Origin of the sequence: Picosynechococcus sp. PCC 11901, from assembly GCF_005577135.1 — a bacterium.
Classification (GTDB): domain Bacteria; phylum Cyanobacteriota; class Cyanobacteriia; order Cyanobacteriales; family MRBY01; genus MRBY01.
On the sequence record NZ_CP040360.1, the window covers coordinates 1150921 to 1168212 of the forward strand.

General features: G+C 50.3%; 17 protein-coding genes, 1 tRNA gene and 1 other RNA gene. 8 read left to right on the forward strand and 11 right to left on the reverse strand.

Annotated elements, in window-relative coordinates:
- Positions 1 to 9 precede the first annotated feature (9 nt).
- Positions 10 to 2535: a glycogen/starch/alpha-glucan phosphorylase gene (locus FEK30_RS06480; protein WP_138072456.1), complete on the forward strand. Its 2526-nt coding sequence runs from the start codon at positions 10 to 12 to the stop codon at positions 2533 to 2535.
- 95 nt (positions 2536 to 2630) lie between these two features.
- Here the strand turns inward: FEK30_RS06480 and FEK30_RS06485 are convergent, their stop codons facing one another.
- Together FEK30_RS06485 and FEK30_RS06490 are read right to left on the reverse strand one after the other, a co-directional pair.
- On the reverse strand, positions 2631 to 3119 hold the full coding sequence (locus tag FEK30_RS06485; RefSeq protein ID WP_099237711.1) for a DUF1499 domain-containing protein: 489 nt from the start codon (positions 3117 to 3119) through the stop codon (positions 2631 to 2633).
- An 84-nt stretch (positions 3120 to 3203) separates the two neighbouring features.
- Positions 3204 to 4421, reverse strand: a complete 1218-nt coding sequence (locus FEK30_RS06490) for a site-2 protease family protein (RefSeq protein WP_030007097.1) — start codon at positions 4419 to 4421, stop codon at positions 3204 to 3206.
- A 135-nt stretch (positions 4422 to 4556) separates the two neighbouring features.
- Between FEK30_RS06490 and FEK30_RS06495 the strand changes: the two genes are divergently transcribed.
- A tRNA-Pro gene (locus tag FEK30_RS06495) sits at positions 4557 to 4630 on the forward strand.
- 104 nt (positions 4631 to 4734) lie between these two features.
- Here FEK30_RS06495 and truB read toward each other — a convergent pair.
- Entirely contained in the window at positions 4735 to 5625 is an 891-nt protein-coding gene (truB, locus tag FEK30_RS06500; protein ID WP_255447980.1) for a tRNA pseudouridine(55) synthase TruB, read from the reverse strand.
- 209 nt (positions 5626 to 5834) lie between these two features.
- Between truB and rpaB the strand changes: the two genes are divergently transcribed.
- Complete coding sequence (gene rpaB, locus FEK30_RS06505) at positions 5835 to 6587, forward strand: response regulator transcription factor RpaB (protein WP_030007099.1); 753 nt, start codon at positions 5835 to 5837, stop codon at positions 6585 to 6587.
- 22 nt (positions 6588 to 6609) lie between these two features.
- On the opposite strand, the gene rnpB is transcribed toward rpaB, so the two are convergent.
- The 4 genes from rnpB to rplU form a co-directional block, all read right to left on the reverse strand.
- Positions 6610 to 6996, reverse strand: an RNA gene (gene rnpB / locus FEK30_RS06510) — RNase P RNA component class A.
- Positions 6997 to 7020: 24 nt separating this feature from the next.
- The gene (gene hisIE / locus FEK30_RS06515) at positions 7021 to 7656 is read right to left on the reverse strand and encodes a bifunctional phosphoribosyl-AMP cyclohydrolase/phosphoribosyl-ATP diphosphatase HisIE (protein WP_065711609.1); all 636 of its coding nucleotides are present in this window, start codon (positions 7654 to 7656) and stop codon (positions 7021 to 7023) included.
- A 488-nt stretch (positions 7657 to 8144) separates the two neighbouring features.
- The gene (gene rpmA / locus FEK30_RS06520) at positions 8145 to 8411 is read right to left on the reverse strand and encodes a 50S ribosomal protein L27 (protein ID WP_012306120.1); all 267 of its coding nucleotides are present in this window, start codon (positions 8409 to 8411) and stop codon (positions 8145 to 8147) included.
- Positions 8412 to 8481: 70 nt separating this feature from the next.
- Positions 8482 to 8829: a 50S ribosomal protein L21 gene (gene rplU, locus FEK30_RS06525; protein WP_030007101.1), complete on the reverse strand. Its 348-nt coding sequence runs from the start codon at positions 8827 to 8829 to the stop codon at positions 8482 to 8484.
- 265 nt (positions 8830 to 9094) lie between these two features.
- Here rplU and FEK30_RS06530 point away from each other — a divergent pair, with 265 nt between their 5' ends.
- Complete coding sequence (locus FEK30_RS06530) at positions 9095 to 11245, forward strand: DUF3769 domain-containing protein (protein ID WP_255447981.1); 2151 nt, start codon at positions 9095 to 9097, stop codon at positions 11243 to 11245.
- Between the two features lie 15 nt (positions 11246 to 11260).
- On the opposite strand, the gene surE is transcribed toward FEK30_RS06530, so the two are convergent.
- Positions 11261 to 12094, reverse strand: coding sequence for a 5'/3'-nucleotidase SurE (gene surE, locus FEK30_RS06535; protein ID WP_138072460.1), 834 nt, complete (start codon positions 12092 to 12094; stop codon positions 11261 to 11263).
- Positions 12095 to 12193: 99 nt separating this feature from the next.
- On the opposite strand from surE, the gene pheS reads away from it, so the two are divergent.
- The 4 genes from pheS (at position 12194) to FEK30_RS06555 (ending at position 15310) form a co-directional block, all read left to right on the forward strand.
- Positions 12194 to 13201: a phenylalanine--tRNA ligase subunit alpha gene (pheS, locus tag FEK30_RS06540; RefSeq protein WP_138072462.1), complete on the forward strand. Its 1008-nt coding sequence runs from the start codon at positions 12194 to 12196 to the stop codon at positions 13199 to 13201.
- A 90-nt stretch (positions 13202 to 13291) separates the two neighbouring features.
- The gene (locus FEK30_RS06545) at positions 13292 to 13843 is read left to right on the forward strand and encodes a TM2 domain-containing protein (RefSeq protein WP_012306125.1); all 552 of its coding nucleotides are present in this window, start codon (positions 13292 to 13294) and stop codon (positions 13841 to 13843) included.
- 96 nt (positions 13844 to 13939) lie between these two features.
- Entirely contained in the window at positions 13940 to 14290 is a 351-nt protein-coding gene (locus FEK30_RS06550; protein WP_138072464.1) for a DUF4870 domain-containing protein, read from the forward strand.
- 219 nt (positions 14291 to 14509) lie between these two features.
- Positions 14510 to 15310: a response regulator transcription factor gene (locus tag FEK30_RS06555; protein WP_138072466.1), complete on the forward strand. Its 801-nt coding sequence runs from the start codon at positions 14510 to 14512 to the stop codon at positions 15308 to 15310.
- 7 nt (positions 15311 to 15317) lie between these two features.
- Here FEK30_RS06555 and FEK30_RS06560 read toward each other — a convergent pair whose 3' ends face one another.
- Genes FEK30_RS06560 through FEK30_RS06570 form a run of 3 tightly spaced genes read right to left on the reverse strand, consistent with a single transcriptional unit; the run spans position 15318 to position 17191 of the window.
- Complete coding sequence (locus FEK30_RS06560) at positions 15318 to 16049, reverse strand: ABC transporter ATP-binding protein (RefSeq protein ID WP_138072468.1); 732 nt, start codon at positions 16047 to 16049, stop codon at positions 15318 to 15320.
- A 31-nt stretch (positions 16050 to 16080) separates the two neighbouring features.
- Entirely contained in the window at positions 16081 to 16755 is a 675-nt protein-coding gene (locus FEK30_RS06565) for a RibD family protein (protein ID WP_138072470.1), read from the reverse strand.
- Positions 16748 to 17191: a DUF3531 family protein gene (locus FEK30_RS06570; protein WP_138072472.1), complete on the reverse strand. Its 444-nt coding sequence runs from the start codon at positions 17189 to 17191 to the stop codon at positions 16748 to 16750. Before FEK30_RS06570 ends, FEK30_RS06565 begins: the two co-directional genes overlap by 8 nt.
- Between the last annotated feature and the right edge of the window lie 101 nt (positions 17192 to 17292).

Below are 17292 nucleotides of genomic sequence, written 5' to 3' on the forward strand. Positions count from 1 at the left end.
TAACTTACTGTGCAAACACAACCTTCTACCTCTGCGACTAATTCCCATGGCCTCCCTTCCCTTGGGGGGAGTGGCGATCGCACGGGGATGGACAAAGAAAGTCTCCGCCGTGCATTTTTCGATCACCTTTTCTATTCCGCCGGAAGTGATAAAGATGCGGCCCAACAACGCGATTATTACGTTGCGCTCGCAAATGTTGTCCGCGATCGCCTTTTAGAACGGTGGAAACAAACCGAGCAAACTTACCTCAACACGGGTGCAAAAACGGTTTGCTACCTTTCCGCAGAATTTTTGATGGGACGGTACCTGGGCAACAACCTCATCAGCCTCGGAATCTACGAAACCGTCGCCGAAATGCTCGCCGAAAGCAACATTAAACTCGAAGATATTCTCGAAGAAGAAGTTGATCCTGGTTTAGGGAATGGCGGCCTGGGTCGTCTCGCCGCTTGCTTTTTAGATTCCCTGGCCTGTCTCGAAATTCCAGCCATTGGTTACGGGATTCGCTATGAATTTGGCATTTTCCACCAATACATCCGCAACGGTTGGCAAGTGGAAGTGCCCGATAAATGGCTCCGTAACGGTAATCCTTGGGAAATTTGTCGCCAAGCTGAGGCCCTGGAAATTCCCTTTGGGGGCCACACTGAGATTTACCACTGCGATAAGGGTTACCCTTGTGCTGTCTGGGTACCAGCCCGCCGCGTTAAAGCAGTGCCCTACGATACCCCAGTCCCGGGCTATAGCAATAACACCGTTAATGTTCTCCGTCTTTGGAGTGCGATGGCAGCGGAAGATGAAGGCTTTAACTTTGAAGCCTTTAATGCCGGGGATTATGACGGAGCGGTCGCCAACCAAATTTCTTCGGAAAATATTTCTAAGGTGCTCTATCCCAACGACAACACCCCCCAGGGACGTCAACTGCGCCTAGAACAGCAATTTTTCTTTGTGTCCGCTTCCTTGCAGGATATGATCCGGGCGCACCTGAAGAAACAGCCCAATCTGGATAATTTCTTTGATTTCTACACCGTTCAACTCAACGATACCCACCCGGCGATCGCCGTTGCTGAGTTGATGCGTCTCTTTATCGATGAACATAGTCTCCCCTGGGATCGCGCTTGGTATATCACCCAAAAAACCCTCGCCTATACCAACCACACCCTGATGCCCGAAGCCCTCGAGCGTTGGCCTGTGGAGATGTTCGAGCAGCTCCTGCCCCGTCACCTAGAGATCATTTACGAAATTAATTTCCGCTTCATCGAAAATCTTAAAACCTGGTACGCCGACCACGATGACCTCGATGCTCTCATTCAAGAGCTGTCCATTATCGAAGAATATCCCCAAAAATCGATCCGAATGGCGAACTTGGCCTGCGTCGGTAGCCATGCGATTAACGGGGTCGCCGCCCTCCACACGGAATTGTTGAAATCCGATACCCTGAAGGGATTTGCCCGCATCTGGCCGGAGAAATTCTACAACAAGACCAATGGCGTCACCCCCCGGCGTTGGATTCGCCAGTGCAATCCCAAACTTGCAAATCTGATCTCTAGCAAGATCGGTACTGGTTGGATCAAAAACCTGGAACAGGTGCAACGCATCGAAGAATTTGTAGATGATCCAGAGTTCCGTCGTCAGTGGCGCGAAATCAAGCATCAAAATAAAGTCAAGCTGGCCAGCTACATTGAGCATCACAACGGTATCGAAATTAATCCGGATTCGATTTTCGATATCCAAGTGAAGCGCATCCACGAATATAAGCGTCAACTGCTGGATGTGTTGTTTATCATCACCCTCTACAACCGCATTAAGCATAATCCGGCGATCAATATGGTGCCCCGGACGATGATCTTTGGTGGTAAGGCTGCACCGGGCTATTTCATGGCGAAATTGATCATTAAATTGGTGAATGCTGTGGCAGAGGTGGTCAATAATGATCCCGATACCCACAATCGCCTCAAGGTGGTCTTTATGGAGAACTTTAATGTTTCCCTCGGCCAGAAGATTTATCCGGCAGCAGACCTCTCGGAACAAATTTCTACTGCTGGAAAAGAAGCCTCTGGGACTGGCAACATGAAGTTTGCGATGAATGGCGCTCTGACCATTGGGACGCTGGACGGAGCAAATATCGAAATTCGTGAGGAAGTGGGGGCCGATAATTTCTTCCTCTTTGGTCTCACGGCGGAAGAAGTTTCCCATCTCAAGGCCAGCGGCTATGACCCGCTGCATTATTACAACAATAATGCGGAACTCAAAGGCGTCATTGACCGGATTGCCCGTGGTGATTTCTCCCATGGGGACACGGAGATGTTTAAACCGATTGTGGATTCTCTGTTGTACAACGATCAATATGTGTTGTTGGCGGATTATGAATCCTACGTTGAACGTCAACAGGATGTGGCTAATGCCTATACAGAGACGGAACGGTGGACACAGATGTCGATCCTAAATGCGGCGCGGGTAGGCAGATTTTCTTCTGACCGCACCATCGATGAATATGTCAAAGAAATCTGGTGTGCTAAACCTGTTTCAGTCAAGCTGTAGATTTTTAACGGCGATCGCCTAGTCGATGGCAACTGAAAAAATCGTCTAAGCAAGCAAGTGGGTCACGATGGCGGCCCACTTTTTTCGTGCTCACATTAAGAATTTTGGGCAATGCCTAAATCCTGGAGGGCGAGGCGAATTTGTTCGAGGCGGCGACGGTTAACGCCCAGGTCTGATTCCCCAAGGCGGGAGGCTGAGCGCATTTGAATCACTGGTTCTGTTTCGGGGAAGTAAAATTCCACATCATCCACAAAGCCAAATAAACGACTGCGAGATTCGGCCCGGAGATAGTTTTCTGTTTGGGTGATGATTTCTGTGCGGGGGACAACTCCGAGAACCTGAACAACGGCTTGGTAGGCTTGTTGGCGATCGCCGGCGTAGGTAATCGGCGCAATTTGATGCTCCCCGTCACCGCCCTGGCTCACCACACAATTAGGCGTACTAGGACAGGGCGCGAGGTGTCCAGCTTCGACGCCTAAATCCGTTGGTCGTTCGCCGGCAAAGGGGGAAGCAGCAAAACTTGGCAGTGGCGATACAGCCCAGAGGCAGAGAGCAAGGCAAAGGATCAAAAAACGGCTCAGCATCTTAGAAGAATTTTTAGAACAACATCCCCTATGCTAGACAAAATCCGTGCATGCCGTTGGGTTCATGGCCATTGCGTTGATCTTTCAACTTTCAGAGGGTTGCAGTTGTTGGGCGATTTCCACGAGGGGAAAACCATTGGGATAGACCCGCTCACTGCGAATCCGTTGGAGTTCCTGGGCAGGCAGGTTGATGTTGTATTCCTTGGCGATCGCCTGGACGATTTGCGCGCGGTCGATGATCCCCGCCACAGCACCCGCCGGAGAAAGCACGGTGATAAAGGGTTCTTCGAGGGTTTCGAGGGCACAGATCACCGTGGCGAGGTTGTCCTGTTCAGTGACGGAAGGAATTTTGTCTAGGGGGATGGCGATCGCCATGAGTTCCAACTGATCCCACTGGCTACGCTCAAGGCGGTGAAGACTCTTGGGTCGAATTAGGCCCCGGTAGCGACCTTCGGAACTAGCATAGGTGGGGCGAGTGGGATGGGGCGACAGCACAAGGTACTGTTCAGCAAACTCCCGTAGAGACAAATGGGCATTGACCACCCGAAATTCGCGGCCCATGGCTGTTTCGGCGGTCAGGGTCAAAAGAAGATTTTGGAGATCGCTCAAGCGTTCGTAGGCATCGGCATTGCGCAACACAAACCAGCCAATCAGCGCCAACCATAATCCCCCAAATTCACCAACCAACAACACCGCCAATAGCCCAAAGGCGATCGCCACTGTGCCTAATAATTTTCCACTGGCAGCGGCATAACGAATTCCCTTGAGGCGATCGCCCGTCCATTGCCAGACGATGGCCTTAAACATTTGCCCTCCATCCAAAGGCAGCCCCGGAATTAGGTTAAACAACGCCAAGACCAAATTTAACCGAGCCAGATCCCGCACCAAAAAAGTACCCGCGCCGCCGAGGGGCGCATATTGCCACAGTACCCAAAACAAACCAAATAACGTAAAACTTACCAATGGCCCGGCGATCGCCACCGCAAAGGCCGCTAAGGGGGTTTGGGACTCGCGGTCGATGGAGGCTACCCCCCCAAAGAGAAAGAGGGTGATTGATTTGACGCTGATTCCCTGGGATTTAGCCACGAGGCTATGGCCCAATTCGTGGAGTAATACGGAGCCAAACAACAGTAAAGCCATGGCAAAACCCAGCCCCACAGCCACTAGGGGAGATTGCACAAACCCCTGTCCGAGGACGTCATTGGCATCCACCGCCGTGATGAGAACTAAAATTACAAACCAAGAGCGATCTAGATATAACGGAATCCCAAACAGCGATCCCACTTGCCAGTTTTTTTGCATAGCACGCACAAGACCAATTGGCGACGATGGTGAGGGTCACTGTGATCATAGCAACTTTAGGCGATCGCCTTTTTTCGGGACAAAAGTCTTGTCATTTCCCAAAACATCCCCTAGAATGTAATACTGTTGACAAAACGGGACGTAGCGCAGCTTGGTAGCGCACCACTTTGGGGTAGTGGGGGTCGTGGGTTCAAATCCCGCCGTTCCGATACGAAAAAAATCTAATCATCACCCTCGAAAGACCTCTGGATGATCCGGAGGTTTTTTTCGTTTCTGGAAATCGTTTTTGGGAAAAGAAATCACAGGCGATCGCCTAGCGACCGATTAAGACTACTCGCCCCGCCAAAACCCGTTCATGCGGATTATCTTTACTGGGACGAAACTCACCCACACCGAGACAGTTATGGGCCTGGTCATAGACAGCCAGAGGTTCCCCCAGGGGATCAGCCAAGGCCACATCCCAACTAATTTTTTGCCCATAACTCCACTGGGTTACTTGGGCTTCATTCAGAACGACAGCTGGCAAATGGGCCAAAGCTTGATCCGGCTCGAGGCAAGCAAATACTCCCGTTTCCCGCTGGGCGGCAATGTCTTCTAGGCTAATACTCTCCTCTAGGTCAAAACCGCCACTGCGAGTCCGCGTTAAACCCGCTAAGGTGGCCCCGACCCCCAACCGTTCACCGAGATCCCTGGCGATCGCCCGGATGTAAGTTCCTTCTCCACAGCAAATCTCTAGGGTTAGTTCCGGGAAATCCCCCGGTTGCCACGCCTTAATTTGCAAGTCGTAAATTTCCACCTGACGACTAGGTACATCCACCGCAATGCCTTGGCGAGCCAACTCATATAAGCGTTTACCATCCCGCTGGATCGCGCTAAAGGCTGGGGGAATTTGGGTGATAGTACCGAAAAAGTCTGGTAAAACCCGTTGAATCTCCGCCAAAGTTAGGGCGTTACAGGCTTTTTGGGTGATTACTTCCCCTTCTAGGTCGTCTGTGGTTGTCTTGACCCCAAAGCGGACAATCCCTTGATAACTTTTTTGTTTCGGCAAATATTGCAAAAGACGCGTTGCCTTACCCACCGCAACGGGCAAAACCCCCGTGGCCATCGGATCGAGGGTGCCACCATGGCCAATCTTTTTGAGGCCCAGGAGCCGCCGCAGTTTCCCGACACAATCATGGGAAGTCCAGCCAGCCGGTTTTTGCAAGTTAATAAAGCCCCACCCGCTAAAGGCTGATCCTGTCCGTTGCTGATTCAAATGGCCCCCTTTTTTCCGTCACCAATGACAATGAGCCTTTGTATTTTGCCCTATCTTGGCTTGGCACGACAAAAAGGATCTTGCTATACTTCTTGTAACGAAATGTAAAGAATCATTTCTAAGAAATCCCACCGTTGCAACAAGGAGTCCCGTCCATCGTGGTAGACAACAAGGCAACCATCCTCGTAGTCGATGACGAAATCGCCGTACGTCGTATCTTACAAACTCGTTTATCCATGATTGGCTACGACATTATCACTGCTGCCGATGGTGATGAAGCCCTCGACATTTTTTGGCGTGAAGATCCCGATTTAGTCATCCTGGATGTGATGATGCCCAAGCGCGATGGGTATTACGTCTGCCAAGAAATTCGCCGCGAATCTAGTACACCGATCATTATGTTGACGGCCCTTGGGGATGTGGCCGACCGGATTACGGGATTGCGCTTTGGGGCCGATGATTATTTGATCAAACCGTTTTCGCCCAAAGAGTTGGAGGTGCGGATCCAGTGTATTTTGCGGCGCACCCAAAAAACGCTGCCCCCCACGGAAGAAGCGGGCATTTTACGGACGGCTAACTTGGTGATTGATACGAATCGCCGCAAGGTGACCCAAAATAATAAGCCCCTGCGGTTAACCCACATTGAATTTAATTTGCTGGAATTGCTCGTGAACCAAGCGGGACAACCCCTAAGCCGCACGGATATTTTAACGGCGATCTGGGGTTATGTGCCCCGCCGCCACAGTGATTTGCGGGTGGTGGACGTCCATGTATCACGCCTGCGCTCGAAGATTGAGCAGGATCCACGCCAGCCAGAATTTATCATTACAGAACGGGGCACAGGCTATCTGTTTCGGAAACTACCGGTGGCGATCGCCGCGAATGTATCTTCTTCTATGGCGGCATCGTAGTGGAGTTAATTTTAAAAAAGCTCAGGAGAGTTAGACATAAGCCGGGTTCTGTTCTCTTGCAGCGCAAAAGGGCAGTTATCTATCTAGGATGACTGTTACCAGCCACCTCCAGCGGCACTCCAAATTATGGGATCGGAAAAAGACCAACCATCATCCCGCCGTCCTTGCTCCCAACCGGGGTTTACCGAGCCAGCACCTCACGATACTGCTGGTGCGCTCTTACCGCACCTTTGCACCCTTACCAGATAGCTTAGGCGAGCCTAATGCTGATCTTCGGCGGTATGTTTCTGTGGCACTATCCTCACGCTCACGCGCACTGGGCGTTACCCAGCAAGTTTGGTCTTTGGGGAGCCCGGACTTTCCTCAGAGCTGAACTCAAGGTTAACCCTGCAACTGCCGCGCTAACTCTCCTAATAGTTAGTCTAGCGGTATTTTATTTCCGGCGTCTATCTTGGAGCTTTTTATAAACATCCCGCAGTTCTACGCCATGGTGGGCGATCGCCACGAGGGAGTGATAAAACAGATCGGCCACTTCCCCGGCGATGTCGTCTTTGTCATCGTCTTTGCAGGCCATCACCACTTCGGCGGCTTCTTCACCAATTTTTTTGAGGATTTTATTATCCCCTGCTTCAAAGAGGCTATTGGTATAGGAACCCGCTTGGGGATTGTCCCGGCGATCGCGGATGACGTTAAAAACTTCTGAGAGGGTATCCGCTGGGGGGGCAGATTTACTGTGATCTAGTTGGTGGAAACAGCTCCGTTCCCCCGTGTGGCAAGCAATATCACCAATCTGCTCAATGGACATTAAAATCGCATCACTATCGCAATCGTAGCGGAGGGATTGTACCTTTTGAATGTGTCCGGAGGTGGCCCCTTTGTGCCATAGCTCTTGGCGAGAACGACTCCAATACCAAGCTTCTCCCGTGTCCATGGTTTTTTCTAGGGATGCTTGGTTCATCCAGGCCAACATCAGCACGGTGCCATCAAGATAATCTTGGGCGATCGCCGGCACCAATCCCTGCTCATTGAAACGCACCTGATCCAGTGGGATAGCACCACGTAAACTCATTTTGACGATCTCCAAATCTTTAAAAAAATAACGACTAATTGGGGCAATGAATGACAATAAAAAAGAAAGCCCAATCATTGAGCTTTCCCAGTTTGACGCTCCAACGGCTAGAAGCGTGTTGGATTCTTAATTCGTCGAGATACCTTATAGTTTCCAGGAGTTCACTTCCTTTCCACCCCAGAGGGTATTCTCTCCAAAAGCGTTGATTATACTGTTTGGGTGCGCCCCACCCTACAGTTTAAAAATTAAATTGTTTCAGTTTTACTGGGACTTCCGTTAGGAAGCAAACGTTTTTATAGAGGTTTTTCGCTCCTCTTTAACTTTCAAAGTATCACAAACTTATCGGTTTGTTAACTGAAAGCTAACGGCGGCTCAAGCCGCCCACGCTACATTTCACGGATGAATCACGAGGTTTTTGCTTGCTGTCCTATAAACGGTGGGGTTTGGGTTTTGTTCCCCAATTCCTCAGAAACCTTTGCTAAAAAAACTTAGGCAGAAGCATCTGCGGGGTAAACACTGACCTTACGGCGGCCACGCTTGTAGTGCTCGAACTTAACGATGCCATCGACAAGGGCAAACAAGGTGTCATCGCCACCACGACCAACATTATTGCCGGGGTGAACTTTGGTGCCCCGTTGACGGACGAGGATGCTGCCAGTGGTCACGGTTTGGCCACCATAGCGTTTTACACCGAGTCTTTGGGCGCGGGAGTCGCGGCCGTTTCTCGTACTACCAGTACCTTTCTTATGTGCCATTGGGATTCTCCAGTTGCTAGAAATCTAGGGATTTATTGTAACAGTGAACTATTGCCGACTGTTGAGGGGTTTAGGCGTCTGCTTTGGCCGCAACAACATTGCCACCAACTTTGATGCTATCGATCATGAAGCGGGTGAAATATTGACGGTGACCGCGCTTTTTACGGGTTTTCTTTTTGGGCAGCATTTTGTAAACCAGCACTTTCTTAGCCCGGCGCTGATCAACAACAGTCCCTTCAACGGTTGCGCCGTCGATGTAGGGTTGACCGACGGTGACGCCATTGTCATCGCTGATCAAAAGCACTTTATCAATGGTGTGGTTGCCATCGATGTCCACATCGAGTCTTTCGATATCGTAGAAACGACCGGGCTCAACACGAACCTGCTTACCGCCGGTTTCAATAATTGCGTAGCTCATAAAAATAGTAATTTTTCTATAGGGTTGCCGTACAGGTAGCAATCGCGCTTAAGTCTGTTTGCTTCACAAAGTTAAAGCTGGCGATCGCATTTTTACTGTGTCACCTGATCCGAGCAGGATATAAAGACACAATCATCTAATATAGATTTAATTTGTGGGTTTCGTCAAATCCCGGCACATTACAAAATAACTTCCCAAAAAAATAAAATTACGTGTGGTGCGGAATTTAGGGATTAGGATAGATTTTGTGTAATTTCCTTTGCAGGTGAGTACTGTTATGTCTGCGATCGCCGTCCTTTGTACATTGAATTGTGCTGTGATGCCTGTGGTGGCAGAGCCGTTGATGCAGACGGGCCAAGGCTCACCGATGGCGCAATTACCAGGGGGAGTAGCGGCCCAGGAAATTGAGCTGGAAGGGGAAATGAACTATGGCGAAATTCAAATCCAAGACCGTACGGGTCAGCAGCAACAATTTTCCTTAGAAGCAAATCCAACCGAGGAGGCGACAGATCCCGAAGCAATCCCGACTCCGCCAGCGGTGCTCGAAGTAATCAGCGATCGCCAGGAATATAACGAGCAAACCCAGGTGGTCACAGCCATGGGAAATGTGGTCGTCCGCTTCCAGGAAGCCGTTCTCAGCGCCGACCAACTCCAGATCAATCTCAACAGCAAATTGGCGATCGCCAGGGGAGATGTCGCCCTACGTCGGGGACAACAGATTTTACGGGGTGAACAATTTACCTATTTCTTTGTACAAAATCGCGGCCAGATCCAACAGGCAGAAGGGGAAATTTCCCAAACGACCTTAAACCAAGACTTGGGAGTGCGACCCACACGTTTTGGGGTCAGTAGCAATCCAGCCGTGCTTTTAAACGAACGGCTTTTGCTCAATCAACCGGCCACAGAGGTCATGGGCGAAGAAGGGATTAGTTTTGTCCTGGGCAGCGGGCGCGATATTGGCACCCGTGACATTGATACCCAGACAAACGTCATCAATCGGGTGCGTTTCCAAGCAGAATCGGTGGAATTTGTCGGCGATCGCTGGGAAGCTAAAAATATCAGCATCACCAATGATCCCTTTTCGCCACCGGAATTGCAGTTGGTGGCAGACACGGCCACTTACCAAAAAGTAGACGAATTTAACGACGAGCTCGTTACCACCAAGACCCGCCTCGTCATTGACAACAACGTTTCTTTACCTGTATTTCCGCGGACCTTTCGCTTTGGCGAATCCGAGGGGATTTTTAGCCAGGTGTCCTTTGGATTTGATGATGAGGAAAAAGGCGGTTTATTTCTGCAGCGGCGATTTTCCCTTTATCGCAGTGCCCAGGGTCGCTGGACAGTGACCCCCCAATACCTCCTCCAGAAGGCTTGGTTCCCGGATACGATCCTCGCAGAAACCAACGATGATGATGCAGGGGAAATCTTGGCCCCTGGGGTGTTTGCGGTGACCAGTGAGTTTGACTATCGGTTTAATCCACGGGTGTCATTTGCGGCACGGGGTTCCTTAGAGAATCTCAAGCTGGATAATTTTGAAGATAAACTCGAGTTGAATTTTCGCCTAGAACAACAGCTTGGTAATTTAGATAATCCCTTTCGCCTTAGTCAGGAATTTAACTACCGCGATCGCCTTTTTAATGGTTCCCTCGGTTTTCAGCGGGTACAGCGGAGCTTTGGAATTGTGCTGCGATCGCCGCGCTATATTTTGGGAGATTCCGGCTTTGAGGTGGATTTTCAGGCCAGCGTGCAGAATATCGAAGCCGATACCGACCGCCCAGACTTATTGGAACCAGGGGTCAGCGAAGACCAAGTGAACCTCACCCGTTACCAAGGCTCCTTTAACCTCGACCATCGTTTCCCTCTCTGGAGCGGTGAACCCTTGCCGCCGACTCGCTTTGAGGGCTTACGATACAGTCCGAAGCCCATTGTTCCCTATGTTTCTCTGGTGACGGGGTTACAGGGGGTAGCGGGGGTTTATAGCAATGGCGATCGCCAAAATTCCCTCCGGGGAAAAATCGGCATCGAAGGACAATTTGGCCGCTTTGCCGGGAACAGTTTCGACTATACGGGTTTTAATCTGAGCTACACCAATAGCGTCCTCAGTGATGAATTATCGCCGTTTCTCTTTGACCGGGCCGTTGACCAACGTACCCTCGAATTCGGCCTGACCCAACAACTCTATGGCCCCTTCCGGGTGGGTTTCCAGACGGCGATCAACCTCGACAGCGAAGAAGCGATTAGCACCGATTATTTCCTTGAATATAGTCGGCGAACCCACGGCGTGCTGTTGCGCTATAATCCCGTCCTTGAAATTGGTTCGGTGAATATTACGATCAATAGTTTTAATTGGAACGGCTCCACAGATCCGTTTACCAACGAAGAAATTCGGCCCGTCAGCGATGGGGTCACACCTTAACGAAATTCACAGAGCTTAGATCTGCCAATCCTCCTGGGCGAGGGTCTGGATGCGGTGCAGGTCATTCATGATGTACTGCAAAGGCGTGATGGTGATATAGCCAGCGGCGATCGCCTGGACATCGGTCGGAAAATCTAGGGGAATATTCGGCTCATCCGGTTGGGGTAATTCTTCGATCACTTCCCCAGAGAGCCAGTAATAGGTTTTGCCGCGCGGATCTTGACGCTTCTGAAATTGCTCAATGTAACGGCGCAACCCCTGACGTGTAATTTTTACCCCAGCAAGCTTTTCTTTTTCTAGGTTGGGCACATTGATATTCAATAAAACTGGCGCATCTTGGTTGGCGATCGCCCAGTGGGGACGTTTTTCCATCAGTTGACAGAGGAGCTTGACTGCGAAATCAGCGGCAGGTTGAAAATTGTGGCTGGTATAGTCCGCCAGGCTTAGGGCAATGCTGTGAATACCTTCTAATAACCCTTCCATCGCCGCCGAAACCGTCCCGGAATACAGGACATCAGTCCCCAGATTAGAGCCGTGGTTAATGCCAGAGAGGACAAAATGAGGGCGTTCTTTGAGGACGGCACTGAGGGCAAATTTAACACAATCTGATGGTGTACCAGAGCAGCTCCAAGCAGTGACACGGGGATCAAAAATCCCTTCGACAATTTCAGTGCGGATCGGGCGGTGGAGCGTTAAACCGTGCCCCGTGGCAGAACGTTCTCGGTCAGGACAAACGACGGTGACCTGGTGACCTGCTTCGGCGAGGGTATTGGCGAGGGTACGGATCCCCAGGGCGGAGATGCCATCATCATTACTGATTAATAAATTCAGCGGCGTAGCAGGTGTCATGGGTTCCTGGTGAAAAATTGACGTTTTTTTATTATCGAGGAAGGTTTAAACTGTTAGGGGTTTTATCCTCGAAACAAGTTTAGTTGCAATCTTTTTGGCATGACCACTTCTACTTTGACCCAAATCGAATCTGATTTGCAAACGCTCCAACAGGAAGCCACCGGCGCAATCGCCACGGCGACAGATCTCGACGCCCTCGAAAAATTGCGGGTCAACTACCTCGGCAAGAAGGGTCAACTGTCCCAAATCCTCCGGGGCATGGGCAAACTCTCCGCTGAAGAACGGCCAAAAATTGGGGTGATCGCCAACCAAGTTAAAGAAGCCCTCCAGGGGGCTCTTGATACCAAGCTTGAAACTCTCCAGAAAGCGAAGATCGAAGCCCAACTCAAAGCCGAAACCCTCGATGTCACCATGCCCGGTGTGGGGCGTCCCCTGGGGAAAATGCACCCGCTCCAGAGCACCATTGATCGGGTTTTAGATATTTTTGTGGGCCTGGGCTATACCGTCGCTGAAGGCCCCCAAATTGAGACAGACTATTACAACTTTGAGGCACTCAATACCCCTGCTGACCACCCAGCACGGGATATGCAGGATACGTTTTATCTGCCGGGCGATCGCCTATTGCGCACCCATACTTCCTCGGTACAGATTCGCCACATGGAGCAAAACGAACCCCCTTTAAGGATTGTTGCCCCGGGCCGGGTTTACCGTCGCGATACCGTCGATGCGACCCACTCCGCCGTGTTCCATCAGATTGAACTCCTGGCAATTGATAAAAATTTGAAATTCACCGACCTAAAAGGCACCCTCAAGGAATTTTTGCGGCAGATGTTCGGCGAAGATCTAGAGGTGACCTTCCGGGCCAGCTACTTCCCCTTCACTGAACCTTCCGCCGAAGTGGATGTGAAATGGCAGGGTAAATGGCTGGAGGTAATGGGTTGTGGCATGGTTGATCCCAATGTGCTCAAGGCCGTTGGTTATGACCCGGAAGTCTATACCGGTTTTGCGGCCGGGCTAGGGGTAGAGCGCTTTGCGATGGTTCTGCACAAGCTGGACGATATTCGCCGTTTGTATAACAGTGATCTGCGCTTTTTGCGTCAGTTCTAGGCCGTTTTCGACTAGGGTTTCTACAATAGTGGGGAAAGGCGATCGCCTGGTTGATTGCCAATGTCCGCTTAGTATGACCAAGAACCCTGCATGAGACAGAAAAGTACAGCCGCAGTGTTAGCCTTTTTCCTCGGTGGTGTGGGGGGGCATAAATTCTATCTGGGGGAAATCGGCTGGGGGATTATTTACGCTATTTTTTTCTGGACTTACATTCCCACCATTGTCGGCTTTGTCGAAGCAATCGTGTTGGTTAGTATGTCCCAGGATGATTTTGACAAAAAGTACAACACCAAAGCCCTCATGGGATACGAGTCTAAACGCTTAACCCGTGACGCGATCCCCCCCCAGGTGATTGTGAATATTGGGGATCAGGCGATCGCCGCCAATCAGCAAAATGTGACTCCCAGTTTGGCCCCAGACACACCTGTCGATCAAAATATTGCCAAAGAAGCCCTCGATCGTCGCATCCTTAAATTTTGTCAGACCAAAGGCGAAGTTACCCTTCTAGACTGCTTCCTTGAAATTGAAGAAGTTCCAAGAAACATCCTCGAATCCCACCTAGAAAATTTAGTGCGAGCAGAATTTTTGCAAGTGACGAATCGCGCCACCGATGGCAAAATTGTTTATCGTTTAGACAACTAATGGATGTCTTCGTGCTCGCAAAACGTAACATTCATAACAACCATTTAACCTTTATTTAAAAAATACAACTTTACTAAAGTTAGGAGAATTTAAGCGATGACCTTTGATCCCGATAAAAGAAAACTGCTTTCGAGTCTTTGCCACGGAGCCATTTTTATTAACTATACATTTGTCTCCATTGGAATTCCGGTGGCCCTGTTGCTTGTGAGTGAAGATCCCGTTGTTAAGGCCAATGCACGGGAATCCCTCAATCTCCACCTAAACCTTTGGGTGGGTTGGGCGATCGCCGGTTTTTGCGCGGCTACCGTAATCCTGATTCCCATTGCAATCATCCTAGCCATTCCCCTACTGCTCCTGAGCTTTGTGATGCCAATTTTGGCGATTTTAAAAATCTTGGGCAGTCCAGCAACAGAATATCGCTACCCTTTTATCATTCATATTCTGTAACTAAAATGACGATGGTTGACTTCGTTCTTTTGCCTTTTGTTATCAAGTTCAGCTTAAATAATCATTAAGATACATGATCCATTTAGGTGAACTTTTAAGATTGTGATTTGCGGTAATTAATCGAGTCCAAAGAAACAGTTAAGACGTAACCACGGTTACAATCTGTTGACATTAACTTTGTTAACGTAGGAGCAACAATCGCAAGGAAGTCAAACCATCGTGACTTTAATCTCTGTTGCCATCATCGAAGGAAATCCCCACTTGAGATCATTGCTTGGGTGGCATCTTCAACAAGCCAACTATGCCATTTACCAAGCAGCAAATCTCAACCAGTCGCGGCGTGTCTTTGAACAGCATATGCCTGCCTTGGTGCTACTAGACTCGGAATTACCGGACGGTGATGGCCTCGAACTCTGCCGTTGGCTACGCCAAAATACCCAGGCCATCATTCTCATCCTGTCGGCAAAAAATACAGAAAAAGATGTTGTGGCAGGGTTAAAGGCTGGGGCTGATGATTATTTAACGAAGCCCTTCGGGATGCAAGAACTTTTAGCGCGGGTAGAAGCCTTGACGCGGCGGATTCGGGCAGTGAGTGCTCCCCTCCAACTTGATTATGGTGAATTGCGCATTGATCTCGTGCAGCGGCGGGTACAATTCCGGGGTCTGTACATCGATTTAACGCCCCAAGAATTTAGTTTGTTGTATGTGCTCGCCCAGGCCAACGGGGAACCCCTCAGTCGCTCAGAATTATTGCGGCGGGCATGGCCAGATGCCATTGATAACCCCCGCACCATCGATACCCATGTGTTATCCCTGCGGAAGAAAATTGAACAGGACCCCCGTCAGCCCAATTTGATTCAAACGGTACGCAATGTGGGTTATCGTTTTAACCTCGATGGGATTGGGTCTGGTCTCGGCAATGGCAATGCAACCTTAGAACCTTCACCGACGCCGGCTCGCCCAAGCCCCCCAAAACTCAAAACCCGGACCTCCATTCGTGAGCTGGTTAATCAAGGTTAGAGGGTCGTCACCAAGGTTCGCTATTGGTGGATTGACGACTTTGGAGGGTTTGCTGGATGACTGACCAAGGAATGGAGTGATTGTGGTGGTGGTGCTGGATTTGACCTTGGTCGAGGTAAATCAATTTTGTTGCGAGTTGCTGGGCAAAGTCGAGGTTATGGGTAGAAATAACCAAAGGGATATTGGATTGGGCCTGATATTTCAACAACAGCGCAACTAAGGTTTGAATGCGACCTAAATCTAGGGCGGCGGTGGGTTCGTCTAGGAGGAGAACTTGGGGTTTGCAGAGGAGTGCCCTGGCGATCGCCACCCATTGTTTTTGGCCGCCGGACAGGAGTGCTTCGTGGCGATCAAGCCATTCTGGGGGAATATCCAGTTGATCTTGCCACTGTTGCCAATGGTTGCGGATAGTTGGGGCCGATTGTTTCCGTAACTGGAGTGGGTACCATAGGGCATCCTTGACGGTCATCGCCAAAAGGCGGGCCTCCTGGGGCACGAGGGCAATGTGTTGCCGCAGGACAACGGGATTATAGGCGCTGTAGGGCTGACCTTGGAAGGTGAGGCGGCCTGCGGTGGGACTCTGAAGTTGATTGAGACAGTGGAGGAGGGTTGTTTTTCCGGAGCCCGATGGCCCCACCAGCACTAGGTGATCGCCGGGCTCTAGGGCAAAGGAAATATCTCGGAGAATATCCCTCGGCCCAAGGGTAAGGGTGAGTTGTTCAACCGTTAAAATCGCCATGGATAAGGTGCCAGAGTACAGAGTGCTGCTGTTATTGTTTCACGCAGTAATGGAGAAATAACTCCGAGGCGATCGCCTCATATTCCAGAAGTTCGAGGGTCAAGCCCGCCGTCTGTAAAAAACCATTGCCTGCCATGGGGGTGGGAGCCGCTGTTCCGCCGAGTAAAACAGGACAAACCGTTAGCCACAGTTCATCCAAACAGCCTTGCTCCGCGAAGCTGGCGATGAGGTTTCCTCCTCCCAACAGACCCAACTTTTCAATCCCCTGTTGCCTCAGTTCCGTGAGAGTTGGTTGCCATGCTCCGGCTGAATCTAAAGCAATAATTTGCTCAAAACCTGGAAATTTGGCCCACCGGGGAAGTTGTTCGGGAGCGGTTAAAAGACCCCGGCGGAGGGGCTGCCGAAAAAAAGGCAAATCCTGGGAAAGATTGCCGGAGCCAGAACAAACAAAGTGGATTGGTTGGGGCGGTTGGTGGCGGTCTTGGCGTTGTTGCAACAGGTGGCGATCGCCAATCGGAAGACTTGTGCCATAGGCGCGGAGGGTATTGGCCCCAAACATCACCGCATCCACCTGGGCAATTAACCGTTCCAAGTGGGCTTTATCCTGGGCCGAAGGAAACCGCGCTGGAGCGCCGCTGTAATCGGCAATTTTACCGTCGGCACTCATGGCGGCGATCGCTGTTACCTGGGGTCGCTGCCTATGCATACCAACTGTCAGCTTCGTCCCGTTCGATGGGCCAATCTTCATTTTCGCCCCCCACCACAATCCGGCGCAGATCCACAAAATCTTTGCTTAACTGCTTCAGGGCATTAACCAAAATATCTAAAGCAATGAGATCACTCGTCCCCAAATCAAACCAGCAACGCCCCCAAATGCCCTCATATTCAAAGTCCCCTTTATTGTGCATTGGGGCCATCAGCGCATTATCCGCTTGGTCTTCGTCGTAGGTGAGGTAGCTAATATCTACCCCAGTTTCTTGAATCTGGAGATTCTCCGCATTAAAGCCCCCTAATTTCCCGATGTAAAACCAAGAGTCAAATAGCTCTTCGACATATTGTTTTTCCGTCTCCGAAGGCACATGGTCAAACTCCAACCAAATCCAGAGGTCGAAGGGGGAAAATTCGCGAAATTGGACTTCCATATTGTTTGTGGATAATAGGGCTTGAGAAATGTCAGTATAAACGTTTTGCAAAAAACCAAGAAACATCCTCCCTGGAGGGAGGTGCCCAACGGGCGGAGGGT

Coding starts and splice junctions, on each gene's coding strand:
- FEK30_RS06485 (WP_099237711.1), bottom strand. CDS start 3,119: ATGCTGAGCCGTTTTTTGATCCTTTGCCTTGCTCTCTGCCTCTGGGCT.
- FEK30_RS06490 (WP_030007097.1), bottom strand. CDS start 4,421: ATGCAAAAAAACTGGCAAGTGGGATCGCTGTTTGGGATTCCGTTATAT.
- hisIE (WP_065711609.1), bottom strand. CDS start 7,656: ATGAGTTTACGTGGTGCTATCCCACTGGATCAGGTGCGTTTCAATGAG.
- rpmA (WP_012306120.1), bottom strand. CDS start 8,411: ATGGCACATAAGAAAGGTACTGGTAGTACGAGAAACGGCCGCGACTCC.
- rplU (WP_030007101.1), bottom strand. CDS start 8,829: ATGAGCTACGCAATTATTGAAACCGGCGGTAAGCAGGTTCGTGTTGAG.
- surE (WP_138072460.1), bottom strand. CDS start 12,094: ATGACACCTGCTACGCCGCTGAATTTATTAATCAGTAATGATGATGGC.
- pheS (WP_138072462.1), top strand. CDS start 12,194: ATGACCACTTCTACTTTGACCCAAATCGAATCTGATTTGCAAACGCTC.
- FEK30_RS06545 (WP_012306125.1), top strand. CDS start 13,292: ATGAGACAGAAAAGTACAGCCGCAGTGTTAGCCTTTTTCCTCGGTGGT.
- FEK30_RS06550 (WP_138072464.1), top strand. CDS start 13,940: ATGACCTTTGATCCCGATAAAAGAAAACTGCTTTCGAGTCTTTGCCAC.
- FEK30_RS06560 (WP_138072468.1), bottom strand. CDS start 16,049: ATGGCGATTTTAACGGTTGAACAACTCACCCTTACCCTTGGGCCGAGG.
- FEK30_RS06565 (WP_138072470.1), bottom strand. CDS start 16,755: ATGCATAGGCAGCGACCCCAGGTAACAGCGATCGCCGCCATGAGTGCC.
- FEK30_RS06570 (WP_138072472.1), bottom strand. CDS start 17,191: ATGGAAGTCCAATTTCGCGAATTTTCCCCCTTCGACCTCTGGATTTGG.